At 71.9% G+C, this 15589-nt stretch carries 13 protein-coding genes; 10 read left to right on the top strand and 3 right to left on the bottom strand.

Translation table 11 applies throughout. The features are described from left to right. Positions 1–10: 10 nt before the first annotated feature. Entirely contained in the window at positions 11–643 is a 633-nt protein-coding gene (locus ACZ303_RS04475) for an SACE_7040 family transcriptional regulator (protein ID WP_467334945.1), read from the bottom strand. A gap of 88 nt (positions 644–731) precedes the next feature. Here ACZ303_RS04475 and ACZ303_RS04470 point away from each other — a divergent pair, with 88 nt between their 5' ends. The 4 genes from ACZ303_RS04470 to ACZ303_RS04455 are packed head-to-tail and all read left to right on the top strand — an operon-like array spanning position 732 to position 6600. Then, the gene (locus tag ACZ303_RS04470; protein WP_467334943.1) at positions 732–2363 is read left to right on the top strand and encodes a carboxyl transferase domain-containing protein; all 1632 of its coding nucleotides are present in this window, start codon (positions 732–734) and stop codon (positions 2361–2363) included. Between the two features lie 14 nt (positions 2364–2377). Next, entirely contained in the window at positions 2378–4495 is a 2118-nt protein-coding gene (locus tag ACZ303_RS04465) for an acetyl/propionyl/methylcrotonyl-CoA carboxylase subunit alpha (protein WP_467334941.1), read from the top strand. After that, a complete protein-coding gene (locus tag ACZ303_RS04460; RefSeq protein WP_467334939.1) occupies positions 4492–5430 on the top strand; it encodes a hydroxymethylglutaryl-CoA lyase in 939 nt (312 codons plus the stop codon). Before ACZ303_RS04465 ends, ACZ303_RS04460 begins: the two co-directional genes overlap by 4 nt. A 3-nt stretch (positions 5431–5433) precedes the next feature. Continuing rightward, positions 5434–6600 carry an acyl-CoA dehydrogenase family protein gene (locus ACZ303_RS04455; RefSeq protein ID WP_467334938.1) on the top strand — a complete coding sequence of 389 codons (1167 nt, stop codon included), beginning with the start codon at positions 5434–5436 and terminating at the stop codon, positions 6598–6600. 93 nt (positions 6601–6693) lie between these two features. Here the strand turns inward: ACZ303_RS04455 and ACZ303_RS04450 are convergent, their stop codons facing one another. Continuing rightward, positions 6694–8289, bottom strand: coding sequence for a beta-N-acetylhexosaminidase (locus tag ACZ303_RS04450; protein WP_467334936.1), 1596 nt, complete (start codon positions 8287–8289; stop codon positions 6694–6696). A gap of 151 nt (positions 8290–8440) precedes the next feature. Here ACZ303_RS04450 and ACZ303_RS04445 point away from each other — a divergent pair, with 151 nt between their 5' ends. The 3 genes from ACZ303_RS04445 (at position 8441) to glmS (ending at position 11586) form a co-directional block, all read left to right on the top strand. After that, positions 8441–9343 carry a DUF4429 domain-containing protein gene (locus tag ACZ303_RS04445; RefSeq protein ID WP_467334934.1) on the top strand — a complete coding sequence of 301 codons (903 nt, stop codon included), beginning with the start codon at positions 8441–8443 and terminating at the stop codon, positions 9341–9343. Between the two features lie 86 nt (positions 9344–9429). After that, positions 9430–9705, top strand: a complete 276-nt coding sequence (locus tag ACZ303_RS04440; RefSeq protein ID WP_184729590.1) for a hypothetical protein — start codon at positions 9430–9432, stop codon at positions 9703–9705. 60 nt (positions 9706–9765) lie between these two features. Beyond that, entirely contained in the window at positions 9766–11586 is a 1821-nt protein-coding gene (gene glmS, locus ACZ303_RS04435) for a glutamine--fructose-6-phosphate transaminase (isomerizing) (protein WP_467334932.1), read from the top strand. A gap of 372 nt (positions 11587–11958) precedes the next feature. Here the strand turns inward: glmS and ACZ303_RS04430 are convergent, their stop codons facing one another. Further along, positions 11959–12480 (bottom strand): universal stress protein, encoded by a 522-nt coding sequence (locus ACZ303_RS04430; protein WP_215082839.1) that lies wholly within the window; start codon positions 12478–12480, stop codon positions 11959–11961. A gap of 365 nt (positions 12481–12845) precedes the next feature. On the opposite strand from ACZ303_RS04430, the gene ACZ303_RS04425 reads away from it, so the two are divergent. The 3 genes from ACZ303_RS04425 to orn all read left to right on the top strand — a co-directional run bounded on the left by ACZ303_RS04425 (position 12846) and on the right by orn (position 15549). Continuing rightward, the gene (locus ACZ303_RS04425; RefSeq protein ID WP_467334928.1) at positions 12846–13202 is read left to right on the top strand and encodes a hypothetical protein; all 357 of its coding nucleotides are present in this window, start codon (positions 12846–12848) and stop codon (positions 13200–13202) included. Positions 13203–13570: 368 nt separating this feature from the next. After that, on the top strand, positions 13571–14938 hold the full coding sequence (locus tag ACZ303_RS04420) for a helix-turn-helix domain-containing protein (protein ID WP_467334926.1): 1368 nt from the start codon (positions 13571–13573) through the stop codon (positions 14936–14938). A 5-nt stretch (positions 14939–14943) separates the two neighbouring features. After that, positions 14944–15549, top strand: a complete 606-nt coding sequence (orn, locus tag ACZ303_RS04415; protein WP_467334924.1) for an oligoribonuclease — start codon at positions 14944–14946, stop codon at positions 15547–15549. Positions 15550–15589: the final 40 nt, after the last annotated feature.

The raw sequence follows: 15589 nt of genomic DNA, 5'->3' as shown, positions 1-15589 counted from the left end.
AGCGCCCCGGTCAGCCCGGTGAGCCGTCCGAGAGCGACGCCAGCGCCCCCAGCGCGAGCCTGCGCAGCAGGGCCGCGGTGGCCGCGCGGCCGGGGAGGGCGCCGGGGCGGCCGAGGTGGGGGGTGGAGTTGAGCAGGCCGAAGACGGCGTGGACGGCGGCGCGGGCGTCGGCCTCGCAGGCGCCGGGGTGCAGGGCGCGCACGACGTCGACCCACAGCTCCACGTACTGCCGCTGGAGCGAGCGCACCCGCTTGCGGTCGCTGTCGCGCAGCTGGCCCAGCTCGCGGTCGTGGAGGGTGATCAGGTCGCGGTCGTCCAGGGCGAAGTCGAGGTGCCCGTCGATGAGCGAGTCGAGGACGGCGGCCGGGCCGCCGTCCGCCGCGGTGGCCTCGGCGACGCGCTCGCGGCCACCGGCGAAGAGCCGCTCGCTGATGCCCACCAGGAGCTCGGCGAGCATCGCGTCCTTGCCGGCGAAGTGGCGGTAGAGGCCGGGGCCGCTGATGCCGACGGCGGCCCCTATCTCGTCCACGCCGACGCCGTGGAAGCCGCGCTCGGCGAAGAGCCGGGCGGCCTCCCGGAGGATCTGCTCGCGGCGGGTGAGGGCGGCCGGGGCCGCCGGGGTGCGGGTCGCTGCGTCGTTCACGAAAGTAATTCTAGACAGCGGCGTTAGTGGTCGTTAACCTGAACGCAATGTGTTAACGCTCATTAACCGAGCAAGGGAGCTCGAGTACATGCAGCAGGCACCGGTGCTGGGGAGCACCGCCGATCCGGCGTCCGACGCCTGGCGGACCAATGAGGCCGCGCACCGCGAGCTGTCCGCGGAGCTGCGGGCGAGGCTCGCCGCGGCGCGGCTGGGCGGGGGCGAGAAGGCGCGGGCGCGGCACACCGCGCGCGGCAAGCTGCTGCCGCGCGACCGGGTGGACGCCCTGCTGGACCCCGGTTCGCCCTTCCTGGAGCTCGCGCCGCTGGCGGCCGAGGGGATGTACGGCGGGGCCGCGCCGGCCGCCGGGGTGATCTCGGGGATCGGGCGGGTCTCGGGCCGCGAGGTGGTGATCGTCGCCAATGACGCCACCGTCAAGGGCGGCACGTACTACCCCATGACCGTCAAGAAGCACCTGCGCGCGCAGGAGGTCGCCCTGGAGAACCGGCTCCCGTGCCTGTATCTGGTGGACTCCGGCGGCGCGTTCCTGCCGATGCAGGACGAGGTCTTCCCCGACCGCGAGCACTTCGGCCGGATCTTCTACAACCAGGCCCGGATGTCCGGCGCGGGCATCCCGCAGATCGCCGCGGTGCTCGGCTCCTGCACGGCGGGCGGCGCGTACGTCCCCGCGATGAGCGACGAGGCCGTGATCGTCCGGAACCAGGGCACGATCTTCCTGGGCGGCCCGCCGCTGGTGAAGGCCGCCACGGGCGAGGTGGTCACGGCGGAGGAGCTGGGCGGCGGCGAGGTCCACTCCAAGGTCTCCGGCGTCACCGACCACCTCGCCGAGGACGACGCGCACGCCCTGCGGATCGTCCGGACCATCGTCTCCACGCTGCCCGAGCGCGGCGCGCTTCCCTGGCCCGTGGAGCCGGCGGAGGAGCCCGAGGCCGATCCGGCCGGGCTCTACGGCGCGGTGCCCGCGGACTCCCGGACGCCGTACGACGTGCGCGAGGTCATCGCGCGCGTGGTGGACGGCTCGCGGTTCGCGGAGTTCAAGGCCGAGTTCGGGCAGACGCTGGTGACCGGCTTCGCCCGGATCCAGGGCCACCCGGTGGGGATCGTCGCCAACAACGGCATCCTCTTCTCCGAATCCGCCCAGAAGGGCGCGCACTTCATCGAGCTGTGCGACCAGCGCGGCATCCCGCTGGTCTTCCTGCAGAACATCTCCGGCTTCATGGTCGGGCGGCAGTACGAGGCGGGCGGCATCGCCAAGCACGGCGCGAAGATGGTCACGGCGGTGGCCTGCACCCGCGTCCCCAAGCTCACGGTCGTCATCGGCGGCTCGTACGGCGCGGGCAACTACTCCATGTGCGGCCGGGCCTACTCACCCCGCTTCCTGTGGATGTGGCCCAACGCGAAGATCTCCGTCATGGGCGGCGAGCAGGCCGCCTCGGTGCTCGCGACGGTCAAGCGCGACCAGATCGAGGCGCGCGGCGAGCGGTGGAGCACCGAGGAGGAGGACGCCTTCCGGGCCCCGATCCGCGAGCAGTACGAGTCCCAGGGCAGCGCCTATTACGCCACCGCGCGACTGTGGGACGACGGCGTGATCGACCCCCTGGAGACCCGGACCGTCCTCGGTCTCGCCCTCACGGCGTGCGCGAACGCGCCGCTGCCCGACAAGGACCCCGCGGCGCCCGGCTACGGCGTCTTCCGGATGTGAGAGGAGACGTGACCATGTTCGACACCGTCCTGGTCGCCAACCGCGGCGAGATCGCGGTCCGCGTCATCCGGACCCTGCGGGCGCTCGGCGTCCGCTCGGTCGCGGTGTTCAGCGACGCCGACGCGGACGCCCGCCATGTGCGCGAGGCGGACACCGCCGTACGGATCGGCCCGGCGGCGGCCGCGCGGAGCTATCTGTCCGTCGAGCGCCTCCTGGAGGCCGCCGCACGGACCGGCGCCCAGGCCGTCCACCCCGGCTACGGCTTCCTCGCCGAGAACGCCGCCTTCGCCCGCGCCTGCGCCGACGCCGGGCTCGCCTTCATCGGCCCGCCCGCCGGGGCGATAGAGCTGATGGGCGACAAGATCCGCGCCAAGGAGACCGTACGGGCGGCGGGCGTGCCGGTCGTCCCCGGCTCGTCGGGCAGCGGCCTGACGGACGCCGAACTGACCGCGGCCGCACGGGAGATCGGCATGCCCGTGCTGCTCAAGCCCTCGGCGGGCGGCGGCGGCAAGGGCATGCGGCTCGTCCGCGACGAGGCCCTGCTGGGCGAGGAGATCGCCGCCGCGCGACGCGAGGCGCGGGGCTCCTTCGGCGACGACACGCTGCTCGTCGAGCGCTGGGTCGACCGCCCCCGCCACATCGAGATCCAGGTCCTGGCGGACGGCCACGGCGACGTCATCCACCTCGGTGAGCGCGAGTGCTCCTTGCAGCGCCGCCACCAGAAGATCATCGAGGAGGCGCCGAGCGTCCTCCTGGACGAGGCCACCCGCGCCGCGATGGGCGAGGCCGCCGTGCAGGCGGCCCGCTCCTGCGGATACACCGGCGCGGGCACGGTGGAGTTCATCGTCCCCGGCGAGGACCCGTCCGCGTACTACTTCATGGAGATGAACACCCGCCTCCAGGTGGAACACCCGGTGACGGAGCTCGTCACCGGACTGGACCTGGTGGAGTGGCAGCTGCGGGTCGCCGCGGGTGAGCGGCTGGACCGCGCGCAGCGGGACGTCACCCTGACCGGGCACGCCGTGGAGGCGCGGATCTGCGCGGAGACGGCCCGGGTGACCGGCGACCGCGTCGACTTCCTGCCGTCGGCGGGCACGGTGCGGCTGCTGCGCGAGCCGGCGGGTGAAGGGGTACGGGTCGACTCGGGCCTCTCCGAGGGCACGGAGGTCGGCACGTCGTACGACCCGATGCTCGCCAAGGTCATCGCGTACGGCCCGGACCGGCCGACGGCACTGCGGAGGCTGCGGGCGGCGCTGGCGGAGACGGTCGTCCTGGGCGTCGAGACGAACGCGGGCTTCCTGCGCCGGCTGCTGGCCCACCCGTCGGTGGTGTCGGGCGCGCTGGACACGGGTCTGGTGGACCGCGACGCGGCGACGCTGGTACGGACGTCCGTCCCGGACGAGGTGTACGCTGCGGCGGCCCTGCTGCGCCAGGCGGCCCTGGAACCGGCCGCACTCCGCACGGAGAGCACTTGGACGGACCCGTTCTCGCTCCCGACGGGTTGGCGCCTGGGCGGCGAACCGGCGTGGACGCCGCACCACATGCGCGTACCGGGCCAGGACCCGGTGACGCTCCGCGTCCGGGGCACGGGGGCGAACAGGGAGATCAGCCGAGCCCCTGAACCCACCCCTGCCGGCGCCGAGTCGTCGGCCTCCCGGGGGCCGGTTTCGGGAAGGGGCGGGGCCGGGGAAGAAAACCCCACCCAACCCACCCGCATCGTCACCCTCACCCCCCACACCATCACCATCGAGCTCAACGGCATCACCCACACCTTCACCCGAACCACCGGCCCGGAGGGCACCTGGCTCGGCCGCGACGCCGACACCTGGCACGTACAGACCCACGACCCCCTCGAAACGCGCGGCGGCACCGCGGCCGCCCACGCCGGCGCCCTCACCGCCCCCATGCCCGGCACCGTCACCGTCGTGAAGGCAGCCGTCGGGGACCGGGTCACCGCCGGGCAGAGCCTCCTCGTCGTCGAGGCGATGAAGATGGAGCACGTCATCTCCGCCCCCCACGCCGGCACCGTCACCGAGCTGGACGTCACGGCCGGCGCCACCGTCGCCATGGACCAGGTCCTGGCCGTCGTCGCTCCGGCGGAGCATCCGGCGGAGCAGGAGGAGACGTCATGATCGACGGACTGCCCATGGCCGTGCCCGACCCGGCCCTCCCCGCCCGCGTGCGGATCCACGAGGTGGGCCCCCGCGACGGTCTCCAGAACGAGAAGACGGTCGTGCCGGTCGAGGTGAAGGCGGAGTTCATCCGCCGCCTCGCCGCCGCGGGCCTGACCACCGTCGAGGCGACGAGCTTCGTGCGCCCCGAGTGGGTGCCCCAGCTGGCGGACGCCGAGCGGCTCATGCCGCTCCTCGACGGCGTGAACGCCCGCCTGCCCGTACTCGTCCCCAACCGGCGCGGCCTGGACCGCGCCCTCGCCCTCGGCGTCCGCGAGATCGCCGTGTTCGGCAGCGCCACGGAGTCCTTCGCGAAGGCCAACCTCAACCGCACCGTGGACGAGTCCCTGGAGATGTTCGCCCCGGTCGTGGCCACGGCCAAGGACGCGGGCGCCACCGTCCGCGGCTATCTCTCCATGTGCTTCGGCGACCCCTGGGAAGGCGCCGTCCCCGTCGAGCGGGTCGTACGGGTCAGCCGCCGCCTGCTCGACCTCGGGTGCGACGAGCTGAGCCTCGGCGACACCATCGGCGTCGCCACACCCGGCCATGTCACCGCCCTGCTGACCGCGCTGAACGCGGCGGGCGTGGAGACCGGCCGGCTCGCCGTGCACTTCCACGACACCTATGGACAGGCCCTGTCCAACACCCTCGCCGCGCTCCGGCACGGCGTGACCACCGTCGACGCCTCCGCCGGCGGCCTCGGCGGCTGCCCGTACGCCAAGAGCGCCACCGGCAATCTCGCCACCGAAGACCTTCTGTGGATGCTCACCGGCCTCGGTATCGACACCGGGGTCGACCTCGGTCCGCTCACCGCCACGAGCGTGTGGATGGCCGAACAACTGGGCCGACCCAGCCCGTCCCGCACCGTCCGCGCCCTCTCCCACCAGGAGCCCTGAGCCATGTCGCTGGATCACCGCCTCTCCCCCGAACACGAGGAACTCCGCCGCACGGTCGAGGAGTTCGCCCACGACGTGGTCGCGCCGAAGATCGGCGACTACTACGAGCGCCACGAGTTCCCGTACGAGATCGTGCGGGAGATGGGGCGCATGGGCCTTTTCGGGCTGCCCTTCCCCGAGGAGTACGGCGGGATGGGCGGCGACTACCTGGCCCTGTGCCTCGCCCTGGAGGAGCTGGCCCGGGTCGACTCCTCCGTTGCGATCACCCTTGAGGCCGGCGTCTCGCTGGGCGCGATGCCCGTCTTCCGCTTCGGCACGGAGGAGCAGAAGCGTGAGTGGCTGCCCCGGCTGTGTTCCGGCGAGATGCTGGGCGCCTTCGGGCTGACCGAGCCGGGGGCCGGCTCGGACGCGGGCGGCACCCGCACCACCGCCCGCCTGGACGAGGCCACCGGCGAATGGGTCATCAACGGCACCAAGTGCTTCATCACCAACTCCGGTACGGACATCACCGGCCTGGTCACGGTCACGGCGGTCACCGGTCGCACCGAGGAGGGCAAGCCGCGGATCTCCTCGATCATCGTGCCCTCCGGCACCCCCGGCTTCACGGTCGCCGCCCCGTACTCCAAGGTCGGCTGGAACGCCTCCGACACCCGTGAGCTGTCGTTCTCCGACGTCCGCGTCCCGGCGGCGAACCTGCTGGGCGAGGAGGGGCGCGGCTACGCCCAGTTCCTGCGGATACTGGACGAGGGCCGGATCGCGATCTCCGCGCTGGCCACGGGCCTGGCGCAGGGCTGTGTCGACGAGTCGGTGAGCTATGCCAGGACCCGCGAGGCGTTCGGCCGGCCGATCGGCGCCAACCAGGCGATCCAGTTCAAGCTGGCCGACATGGAGATGCGCGCGCACACCGCCCGGATCGCCTGGCGCGACGCCGCGTCCCGCCTGCTGCACGGCGAGCCGTTCAAGAAGGAGGCGGCGCTCGCGAAGCTCTACTCCTCGGAGATCGCGGTCACCAACGCCCGCGAGGCCACCCAGATCCACGGCGGCTACGGCTTCATGAACGAGTACCCGGTCGCCCGCATGTGGCGGGACTCCAAGATCCTGGAGATCGGCGAGGGCACGAGCGAGGTCCAGCGGATGCTGATCGCCCGCGAGCTGGGCCTCACCGGCTGAGCGCCGCACCCTTTGCCCTCGATCGCCGGGCAGGCTCTTTCAGCCTGCCCGGCGATTGAGGGCGGCCGGTGACCCCCACGGCCTGCGGACGCGTCACGACGCCGGCCACGACACCTGCGGCGACCGGTAATAAGAGATCCCCAACGCGTCCCACCGAGGAGCCTGCGCCGCAAGGCGCACCCGGTAGGCCGCCCAGTCATGCGCGGCGGCCGGTGACCACCCGAGCTCCGCGAGGCCCGGCAGGCGCGGGAAGGCCATGTAGTCGATGTGCGCTCCGGTGACGACCGTCTCCGTCCACAGCGGCGCCTCGACGCCCGCCACGGACCCCTCCGGGGCGCCCTTGACGACGGTCGCCGGATCCCAGTCGTAGGACTGCCGGACCTCGACCAGCCCGGCCCAGTCCAGGCCGAGCGGGGTGTCCTTGGTGTATTTCATGTCGAGGTAGGCGCGGTTGGCCGGGGAGAGGATCAGGCCCGTCCCGGTGCGGGCCGCGTCCGCGACGTCCTTCTCGCCGCCGTTCAGGCCCCAGTACTGCAGCAGCGCGCCCGGCGCCGGGCGGGCCCCGGCGAGCTGGTGCCAGCCGATCACGGTCTTGCCGTGCCGGGCGACGGCCGCCTGCGCCCGGTCCATGAAGGCCACATAGTCGAGGTGGGAGGTGGAGTGCGCCTCGTCGCCGCCGATGTGCAGATACGGGCCGGGGGTCAGCGCCGCCAGCTCGCCGATGACGTCGTCCACGAAGTCGTACGTGTCCGCCTTGGGCACGCACAGCGAGCTGAAGCCGACGGCGGTGCCGGTGTAGAGCGGCGGGGCCACGCCGTCGCAGTTGAGGCGGGCGTAGGAGGCGAGGGCCGCGTTGGTGTGGCCGGGCATGTCGATCTCGGGCACGACGGTCAGGTGGCGGTCGGCGGCGTAGCGGACGATCTCGCGGTAGTCGTCCTTGCTGTAGTGGCCGCCCGGGCCGCCGCCCACCTGGGTGCTGCCGCCGTACGTGGCCAGGCGGGGCCAGGAGTCGACGGCGATGCGCCAGCCCTGGTCGTCGGAGAGGTGCAGGTGCAGCCGGTTGATCTTGTAGAGCGCGAGCCGGTCGATGTACCGCTCGATCTGGGTGACGGTGAAGAAGTGCCGGGCGACGTCCAGCATCGCGCCCCGGTAGGCGTAGCGGGGCGCGTCGGTGACGGTGCCGCCGGCGACCCGCCAGGGCCCGGGCTGCCGGGCGGCGCGCTCCACGCGCGCGGGCAGCAGCTGGCGCAGCGTCTGGACGCCGTGGAAGAGCCCGGCGCTCTCCCGGGCGCTGATCGTCACGGCGCGGGCGGTCACGGACAGCCGGTAGCCCTCGGCGCCCAGGGCCCGGTCGGGGTCGCCGAGGGCCAGCCGGATCCCACCGCCCCGGCCGCCCGGAGGGGCGGAGGTGACGGGCAGGGCGTAGCCCGTGGACGGGCGCAGCAGCTCCGCCAGCTGTTCGCCGACCCGGCGTGCCTCGCGGGAGCCCTGGGGCACCTGGATGCGGGTGCGTTCGGTGATCTCGTAGGGGTCACCACCGGCTCGTACGGACGCGGGGGCGGGGACGATCCGGTCGAGGGGCGTGGGCCCGGGGGCGGCGGTGGCCTCGGCCCGGACGGCGGCGCCGGCGGCCGCGACGAGCAGCAGGGAGCACAGCAACCGGGGCAGGGTGCCGGGGCGTCGTCTCACAGAGGATCCCTTCAGCGAACCTGCTTACGGGAATTCGCGCACACGAACGACCACTTGAGTACCGTCGGCCCGGGTGACCGTCAAGGCCGCCCTCGTCTCCCGCGCCTCCTGTTTCCCCTTGTCCCATGCACGGGCCTGCGAGAATCCACCCATGGCTGAGATCCTCCAGAAGGACGGCACGTGGACGTTCGACGGCGACACGATACGGATCGTGCCGGGCCGGGAGCGCGGGGTGCACCTGATGCGGCAGACGCTGGGTGAAGTGGCCGTTCCGCTGTCGGCGGTGGCGGGCGTCGCCTTCGAACCGGGCCGCAAGAGCGGCCGGCTGCGGCTTCGCCTGCGCGACGGGGCCGATCCCCTGTCGCAGGTCACGCGCGGGCGGCTGCCCGGCGGCGCCGATCCGTACCAGCTGGCGGTGGACTCCGGCCGCGCGGGCGTGGCGGAGTACTTCGTGGCCGAGGTGCGCAACGCCCTGCTGCTGGAGCAGGTGCCCGAGGGGCCCACGGACCGGTATCTGCTGCCGGGGCCGGCCGTGCCGCTGTCAGTGGGCGCCGGGGACGGCACGGTCGCCTTCGACGGCGAGTGGGTGCGGCTGGAGTGGAACTGGAAGACCGAGGAGAGCAAGAGCTCGGCGGGCACCCAGACGCTGCCGCTGTCGGACATCGGAGCGGTGGAGTGGCTGCCGTCCGCCGGGCTGGAGAACGGCTATCTGCGCTTCGTCGTGCCGAGGGTGGTGACCAAGCTGCCGCCGAAGCACGACCCGTACGCCATCGAGCTGTACGGCTTCAAGAAGGACCCGCTGATGGCGCTGGTCGCGGCCGCCGTCACGGCCCGGCTGCCGCATCCGTCGGGCCCCGGCCAGCAGGGACTGGCCCGCCCGGCCCTGGTCCCGGCCGGCGAGGCCGGGGCGGGCGGCGCACGGGCAGCGGAACCGGGCGCCGATCATGACGCGCTGCTGCGGCGGCTGCGGGAGCTGGGTGAGCTGCACCGGGCCGGGGTGCTGACCGAGGACGAGTTCACCGCGGCGAAACAGGCGGTTTTGAAGCGTTTCTAGACACTTCCCCCCAAGTTTCCGCTTGAGCTTGCCCGAAATCGGGCAGGATTCTTGCGAATGACTCCGATAGCCCTCAGTATCAACGGGTGCTCGAACGCCGTATGACCCATGACGACCTGGTGGACCACCTGGTGCGCAGCACGCCGCTTCAGCGCGGCGAGGCCGCCCGGGTGGTCCTGGACGTCCTGGCGTACTTCGACGAGACGACCGAGACGTTCGTGCGCCGCCGGCACCGCGAGCTCCAGTCCGGTGGACTGAACAACGCGGAGATCTTCGAGCGGATCGCGGCGGAGCTGCCGCACCGCGCGGTGGCGCCGCCGGAACTCTCACTGCGGCAGCTGCGCCGCATCGTCTACGGCTGAGACCGGCGGCTCCTGCCGCCGCCGAGCATCACTGATCGTTTGCCTGGGAGGGTCAACACCATGTGCGGAATCGTTGGATATATCGGTAAGCGCGACGTCGCCCCGCTCCTGCTGGAGGGCCTCCAGCGCCTGGAGTACCGCGGCTACGACTCCGCCGGTATCGCCCTGCACGCGAGCGGCAAGGCCGGCGGCCTGAAGTCCGCCAAGGCCAAGGGCCGCGTCCGCGAGCTGGAGTCCCGCCTGCCCAAGCGCTTCGCGGGCACCACCGGCATCGCCCACACCCGCTGGGCCACCCACGGCGCCCCGAACGACGTCAACGCGCACCCGCACCTGGACGCCGAGGAGAAGGTCGCCGTCGTCCACAACGGCATCATCGACAACGCCTCCGAGCTGCGCGCGAAGCTGACCGCCGACGGTTTCACCTTCGTCTCCGACACCGACACCGAGGTCCTCGCCCACCTCATCGCCCGTTCCGAGGCCGGGACGCTGGAGGAGAAGGTCCGCGAGGCCGTCCGCCACATCGAGGGCACGTACGGCATCGCCGTCCTGCACGCCGACTTCCCGGACCGCATCGTCGTCGCCCGCAACGGCTCTCCCGTCGTGCTGGGCATAGGCGAGAAGGAGATGTTCGTCTCCTCCGACGTCGCCGCGCTGGTCAGCCACACCCGCCAGGTCGTCACCCTCGACGACGGCGAGATGGCCACCCTCAAGGCGGACGACTACCGCACGTACACCACCGAGGGCTCCACCACCTCCGCCACGCCGACCACCGTGGAGTGGGAGGCCGAGTCGTACGACATGGGCGGCCATGACACGTACATGCACAAGGAGATCCACGAGCAGGCCGACGCGGTCGACCGCGCCCTGCGCGGCCGGATCGACGACCGCTTCTCCACCGTGCACCTGGGCGGCCTGAACCTCGACGCCCGCGACGCCCGCGCCGTGCGCCGGGTGAAGATCCTCGGCTGCGGCACCTCGTACCACGCCGGTCAGATCGGCGCCCAGATGATCGAGGAGCTCGCCCGGATCCCCGCCGACGCCGAGCCGGCCTCGGAGTTCCGCTACCGCAACCCGGTCGTGGACCCCGACACCCTCTACATCGCGGTGTCCCAGTCCGGTGAGACCTACGACGTGCTCGCCGCCGTCCAGGAGCTCAAGCGCAAGGGCGCCCGCGTCCTCGGCCTGGTCAACGTGGTCGGTTCCGCCATCGCCCGCGAGACCGACGGCGGCATCTACGTCCACGCCGGCCCCGAGGTCTGCGTCGTCTCCACCAAGTGCTTCACCAACATGGTGGTCTCCTTCGGCCTGCTCGCCCTGCACCTGGGCCGCACCCGCGACCTGTCCGTCGCCGACGGCAAGCGGATCATCGCGGGCCTGCGCAAGCTGCCCGAGCAGATCGCCGAGATCCTCGCGAACGAGGGCGAGATCGAGAAGCTGGCCGCGGAGTACGCCGACGCCAAGTCGATGATGTTCATCGGTCGCGTCCGGGGCTACCCGGTCGCCCGCGAGGCGTCGCTGAAGCTCAAGGAGGTCTCGTACATCCACGCCGAGGCCTACCCCGCGTCCGAGCTCAAGCACGGTCCGCTCGCGCTGATCGAGCCGGCGATGCCGACGGTCGCGATCGTCCCGGACGACGACCTGCTGGAGAAGAACCGCGCCGCGCTGGAGGAGATCAAGGCCCGCAGCGGCCGCATCCTCGCCGTCGCGCACCAGGTCCAGGAGAAGGCCGACCACACGATCGTGGTGCCGAAGAACGAGGACGAGCTGGACCCGATCCTCATGGGCATCCCGCTCCAGCTCCTCGCCTACTACACGGCGAAGGCCATGGGCCGCGACATCGACAAGCCGCGCAACCTGGCGAAGTCCGTCACGGTCGAGTAGTCGCCCCGCGCCCGCCCTCGGCGGGCGACACGATCTCGGGCCCGCCCGCCTGTCCGCGGCGGGCCCGAGAGACGGTCCTCCCCCACGTGTGCCACCACTCGCGTGGGGGAGACCGCCTCCCCTGTGCCGGCGTCGCCCTCCCGCCGGCGGTGATGCCACCGGTTCCGGGAACCGTCACCTCCCGTCCGGCAGCACGTCGTCCGAGCGGTACCTACCCGCCACCGGAGCCCTCTCCACCCCTACGCGCGGGTAGATTCAATGGGCGTCAAAAATCGGGGGCGCGAGCCATCGCCCGTACGGGGTAGGAGTGTTGACGCGCCCGGCACGAGCGCCGGCGCCCAGGAAATCAGCCGGCTCGCGACACCGGCGCACTCACGGGATCACCACGACCGGCCGCTGCGCGCGCCGCGCCAGCCGCCCCGCCACCGAGCCGAAGATCCGGCCGACCAGGCCGTGCGTGGAGCCGACGACGATCGCGTCCGCCGAATACTCCCGCCCGACTTCTTCCAGTTCGTGGCAGATGTCCCCACCGCGCTCGACGAGGATCCACGGCACTTCCGACAGATAGTCCGCACAGGCCAGTTCGAGGCCCAGGACCTCGGTGCGATGGTCGGGCACATCGACGAAGACCGGCGGCTCACAGCCCGCCCAGACGGTGGTCGGCAGCCGGTTGGCCACATGGACGATGATCAGCCCCGAGCCGGAGCGCCGGGCCATCCCGATTGCATACGCAAGCGCTCGCTCGCTTGACGTGGAGCCGTCGAAGCCCACCACGACACCGTGCTGGAACGCCGGATCGCAGGAATGGCGTGTTTCTTCCGCCGCTTCGGGGTGCGCCTCGTGATCGGCGACCCGCTTGCGGTCCGCGGGTTCGGAGAATTCGTGACCGGCCATCGGTGTCTCGGCGAAGGGAGTCCTCGTGCGGAGGGATCGGCGGTGGGCTGGTTGGAGTTGTCGGGGGTGCGGCCCGGAGGTGGATCATGAACGAGAAATCCGTCCGGGATTCATCTTTTCAAGCACTTACCCCTAAGGGTACGGCGACACTCGCTGCCTGCCCAGAGGCCGCCCGGCCGACAAGAGCCGGGCCGGGCGTTCCCCGGAGCATGCACGAGGCGGGCCCGTAGCGCAATGCCCCCACCGCACTCCTGTCGCACTCCTGCCGCGCTCCCCCCGTACCCCCGATGCGTCCCCACCCAGTGACCCGGGCGGCCGGCCGGGCGTTGTACCACCGCCAGCCGCCGTCAGCAGGGAGCCGCTCCGTGCCCGGGAACCGTGATCACGACCGCTCCGCCGAGACCGAGGGGGTCTCCCCCGATCCGGTGAGCGATGTGGTCCGCTGGGCGGCGTTCAGCTGCGTCCTGGTCCCCGTTGTCCTGCTGATGTGCGGTCAGTCCTTCGGCGGCGCGGCGGGCACGGCCGCCGGCCTGGTGGCCCTTACCTGCGCCTGCCGGGCCCTGCTGCGGCAGTCCGAGCGGCACGCGGCGCGGGTGGCGGCGGAGCAGACCGTTCCGCACCGCGGCCGGCACGGCCGCACAGGTGGCGGCGCGCACCGCGGTGGACGTCACACGGGGAGCCCCGGATCGGGGAGTACGCCGGGTAGTACGTCCGGTGAATGACGCCTTCATACATCTGCACCCGTCGGTTTTCAGCCAACTTGGCGCCGAACCCCTCAGCTTGGCTTGAGCAGCCCCCAACAGCCGGTCGACCAGCAAGGAAAGGACCGCAGAGGGCGGTTGCACCCTACGGGGATTGGGCATGGGCGAGAGGCGTACTTTTCACCGAGCCCTGCAAGTGCAACGCTTCGTGATCGAACGCTTCGCGCCAAGTTGCCATGTCGACATAGAGCCGGGTGGTGAACTGGTCACCGCGACTCCGTGTGACGCAGTAGATTCGATCTTGGCCATGACCGGCGGGGGAACCGTTCAGGACCGAGGGGAAACGTGCAGGACCGAGAGGACTCGACCGCCGAGGGGGGCTTAGCGCCATGAGCCAGGACTCCACGACCGTACCGGAGACCACGCGCAAGCTCTCCGGACGCCGCCGCCGGGAGATCGTCGCAGTGCTGCTTTTCAGCGGCGGCCCCATCTTCGAAAGCTCCATTCCACTCTCAGTGTTCGGGATCGACCGACAGGACGCTGGGGTACCCCGCTACCGCTTGCTGGTGTGCGCGGGCGAAGATGTGCCATTGCGAACAACCGGCGGCCTGGAATTGACCGCACCGTACGGCCTGGAGGCACTCTCCCGGGCCGGCACCGTCGTCGTACCGGCCTGGCGGTCGATCACCCAGCCGCCACCGACCGCCGCACTCGACGCACTGCGCCGCGCCCATGAAGAGGGTGCCCGCATCGTGGGGCTGTGCACCGGTGCCTTTGTACTGGCCGCCGCGGGCCTGCTCGACGGCAGGCCCGCCACTACTCACTGGATGTACGCGCCGACGCTCGCCAAGCGCTATCCCTCGGTCCATGTGGACCCGCGGGAGCTCTTCGTCGACGACGGTGACGTACTGACCTCCGCGGGCACCGCGGCAGGCATCGACCTGTGCCTGCACATCGTCCGCACCGACCACGGCGCCGACGCGGCGGGGGCCCTGGCCCGCCGTCTCGTCGTACCGCCCCGCCGAAGCGGCGGACAGGAGCGCTATCTCGACCGGTCTTTACCGGAGGAGATCGGCGCCGACCCGCTCGCCGAGGTCGTCGCCTGGGCGCTGGAGCACCTCCACGAGCAGTTCGACGTGGAGACCCTGGCCGCCCGTGCCTATATGAGCCGCCGCACGTTCGACCGGCGGTTCCGTTCGCTCACCGGAAGCGCTCCGCTGCAGTGGCTGATCACCCAGCGGGTGCTTCAGGCACAGCGGCTCCTGGAGACCTCGGACTATTCCGTGGACGAGGTCGCCGGGCGCTGCGGCTTCCGTTCACCCGTGGCTCTGCGCGGCCATTTCCGCAGGCAGCTGGGGTCCTCCCCGGCCGCCTACCGGGCCGCGTACCGGGCGCGCCGTCCCCAGAGCGGGGACGGACGGCCGGATCGGGGCGAGCGCCCGGACCGTACGGACCGGGGCGAGCGTCACGACCGGTTCGACCGGCCGGAGATCGGTGAGCAGCGGACCGGGGAACCGGCGCCCATGGGAATGCGGCGGCCCGCCATGGCCGCCACGGCCCATGCGGCCACCGGTGCCGTCATGGCCACACCGCCCCCGCACGGCGGGCACAGTGGCTACGGCGTGCACCCAGGTGGTCACGGTGGGCTCGGCGGTGGTCACACCGGGCACAGCGCCGCCGGCCCCGACCCGGGCAAGCCGGAGTCCGACCTCTACAGCCCACGGCTGCCCGGTCAGCGGGAACGCCCCGTAGGGTGAGACGCATGAACGATCGCATGGTGTGGATCGACTGCGAGATGACCGGGCTCTCGCTGTCGGACGACGCGCTCATCGAGGTGGCCGCACTGGTCACCGACTCTGAGCTGAACATCCTCGGCGACGGTGTGGACATCGTCGTCCGCCCGCCCGCCGAGGCCCTCGTCACCATGCCCGAGGTGGTGCGCCAGATGCACACGGCCTCCGGGCTGCTCGCGGAACTGGACAAGGGGACCACGCTCGAGGACGCGGAGCGGCAGGTCCTGGCGTACGTCCGCGAGCACGTCCCGGAGGCGGGCAAGGCCCCGCTGTGCGGAAACTCGGTCGGCACCGACCGCGGCTTCCTCTTCCGGGACATGCCCGCGCTGGAGAGCCACCTGCACTACCGCATCGTCGACGTGTCGTCGGTGAAGGAGCTGGCCCGCCGCTGGTATCCGCGGGCCTACTTCAGCAGCCCCAAGAAGAACGGCAACCACCGGGCGCTCGCGGACATCCGCGAGTCGATCGCCGAGCTCCGCTACTACCGCGAGGCGATCTTCGTACCGCAGCCCGGCCCGGACTCGGACAGCGCGAAGGCCATCGCGGCCAAGCACGTGCTGCCCGCTCAGGGGTAGCTTCACGGCTCGCTCCCAGGACGCGCCATTTACCTGGGAG

This window comes from Streptomyces sp. NPDC023527 (genome assembly GCF_055560115.1).
Note: the sequence above shows the minus strand (reverse complement) of the source record. Positions and strands in the feature narration are given on the sequence as shown.

Coding starts and splice junctions, on each gene's coding strand:
- ACZ303_RS04470 (WP_467334943.1), top strand. CDS start 732: ATGCAGCAGGCACCGGTGCTGGGGAGCACCGCCGATCCGGCGTCCGAC.
- ACZ303_RS04465 (WP_467334941.1), top strand. CDS start 2,378: ATGTTCGACACCGTCCTGGTCGCCAACCGCGGCGAGATCGCGGTCCGC.
- ACZ303_RS04460 (WP_467334939.1), top strand. CDS start 4,492: ATGATCGACGGACTGCCCATGGCCGTGCCCGACCCGGCCCTCCCCGCC.
- ACZ303_RS04455 (WP_467334938.1), top strand. CDS start 5,434: ATGTCGCTGGATCACCGCCTCTCCCCCGAACACGAGGAACTCCGCCGC.
- ACZ303_RS04445 (WP_467334934.1), top strand. CDS start 8,441: ATGGCTGAGATCCTCCAGAAGGACGGCACGTGGACGTTCGACGGCGAC.
- glmS (WP_467334932.1), top strand. CDS start 9,766: ATGTGCGGAATCGTTGGATATATCGGTAAGCGCGACGTCGCCCCGCTC.
- ACZ303_RS04430 (WP_215082839.1), bottom strand. CDS start 12,480: ATGGCCGGTCACGAATTCTCCGAACCCGCGGACCGCAAGCGGGTCGCC.
- ACZ303_RS04420 (WP_467334926.1), top strand. CDS start 13,571: ATGAGCCAGGACTCCACGACCGTACCGGAGACCACGCGCAAGCTCTCC.
- orn (WP_467334924.1), top strand. CDS start 14,944: ATGAACGATCGCATGGTGTGGATCGACTGCGAGATGACCGGGCTCTCG.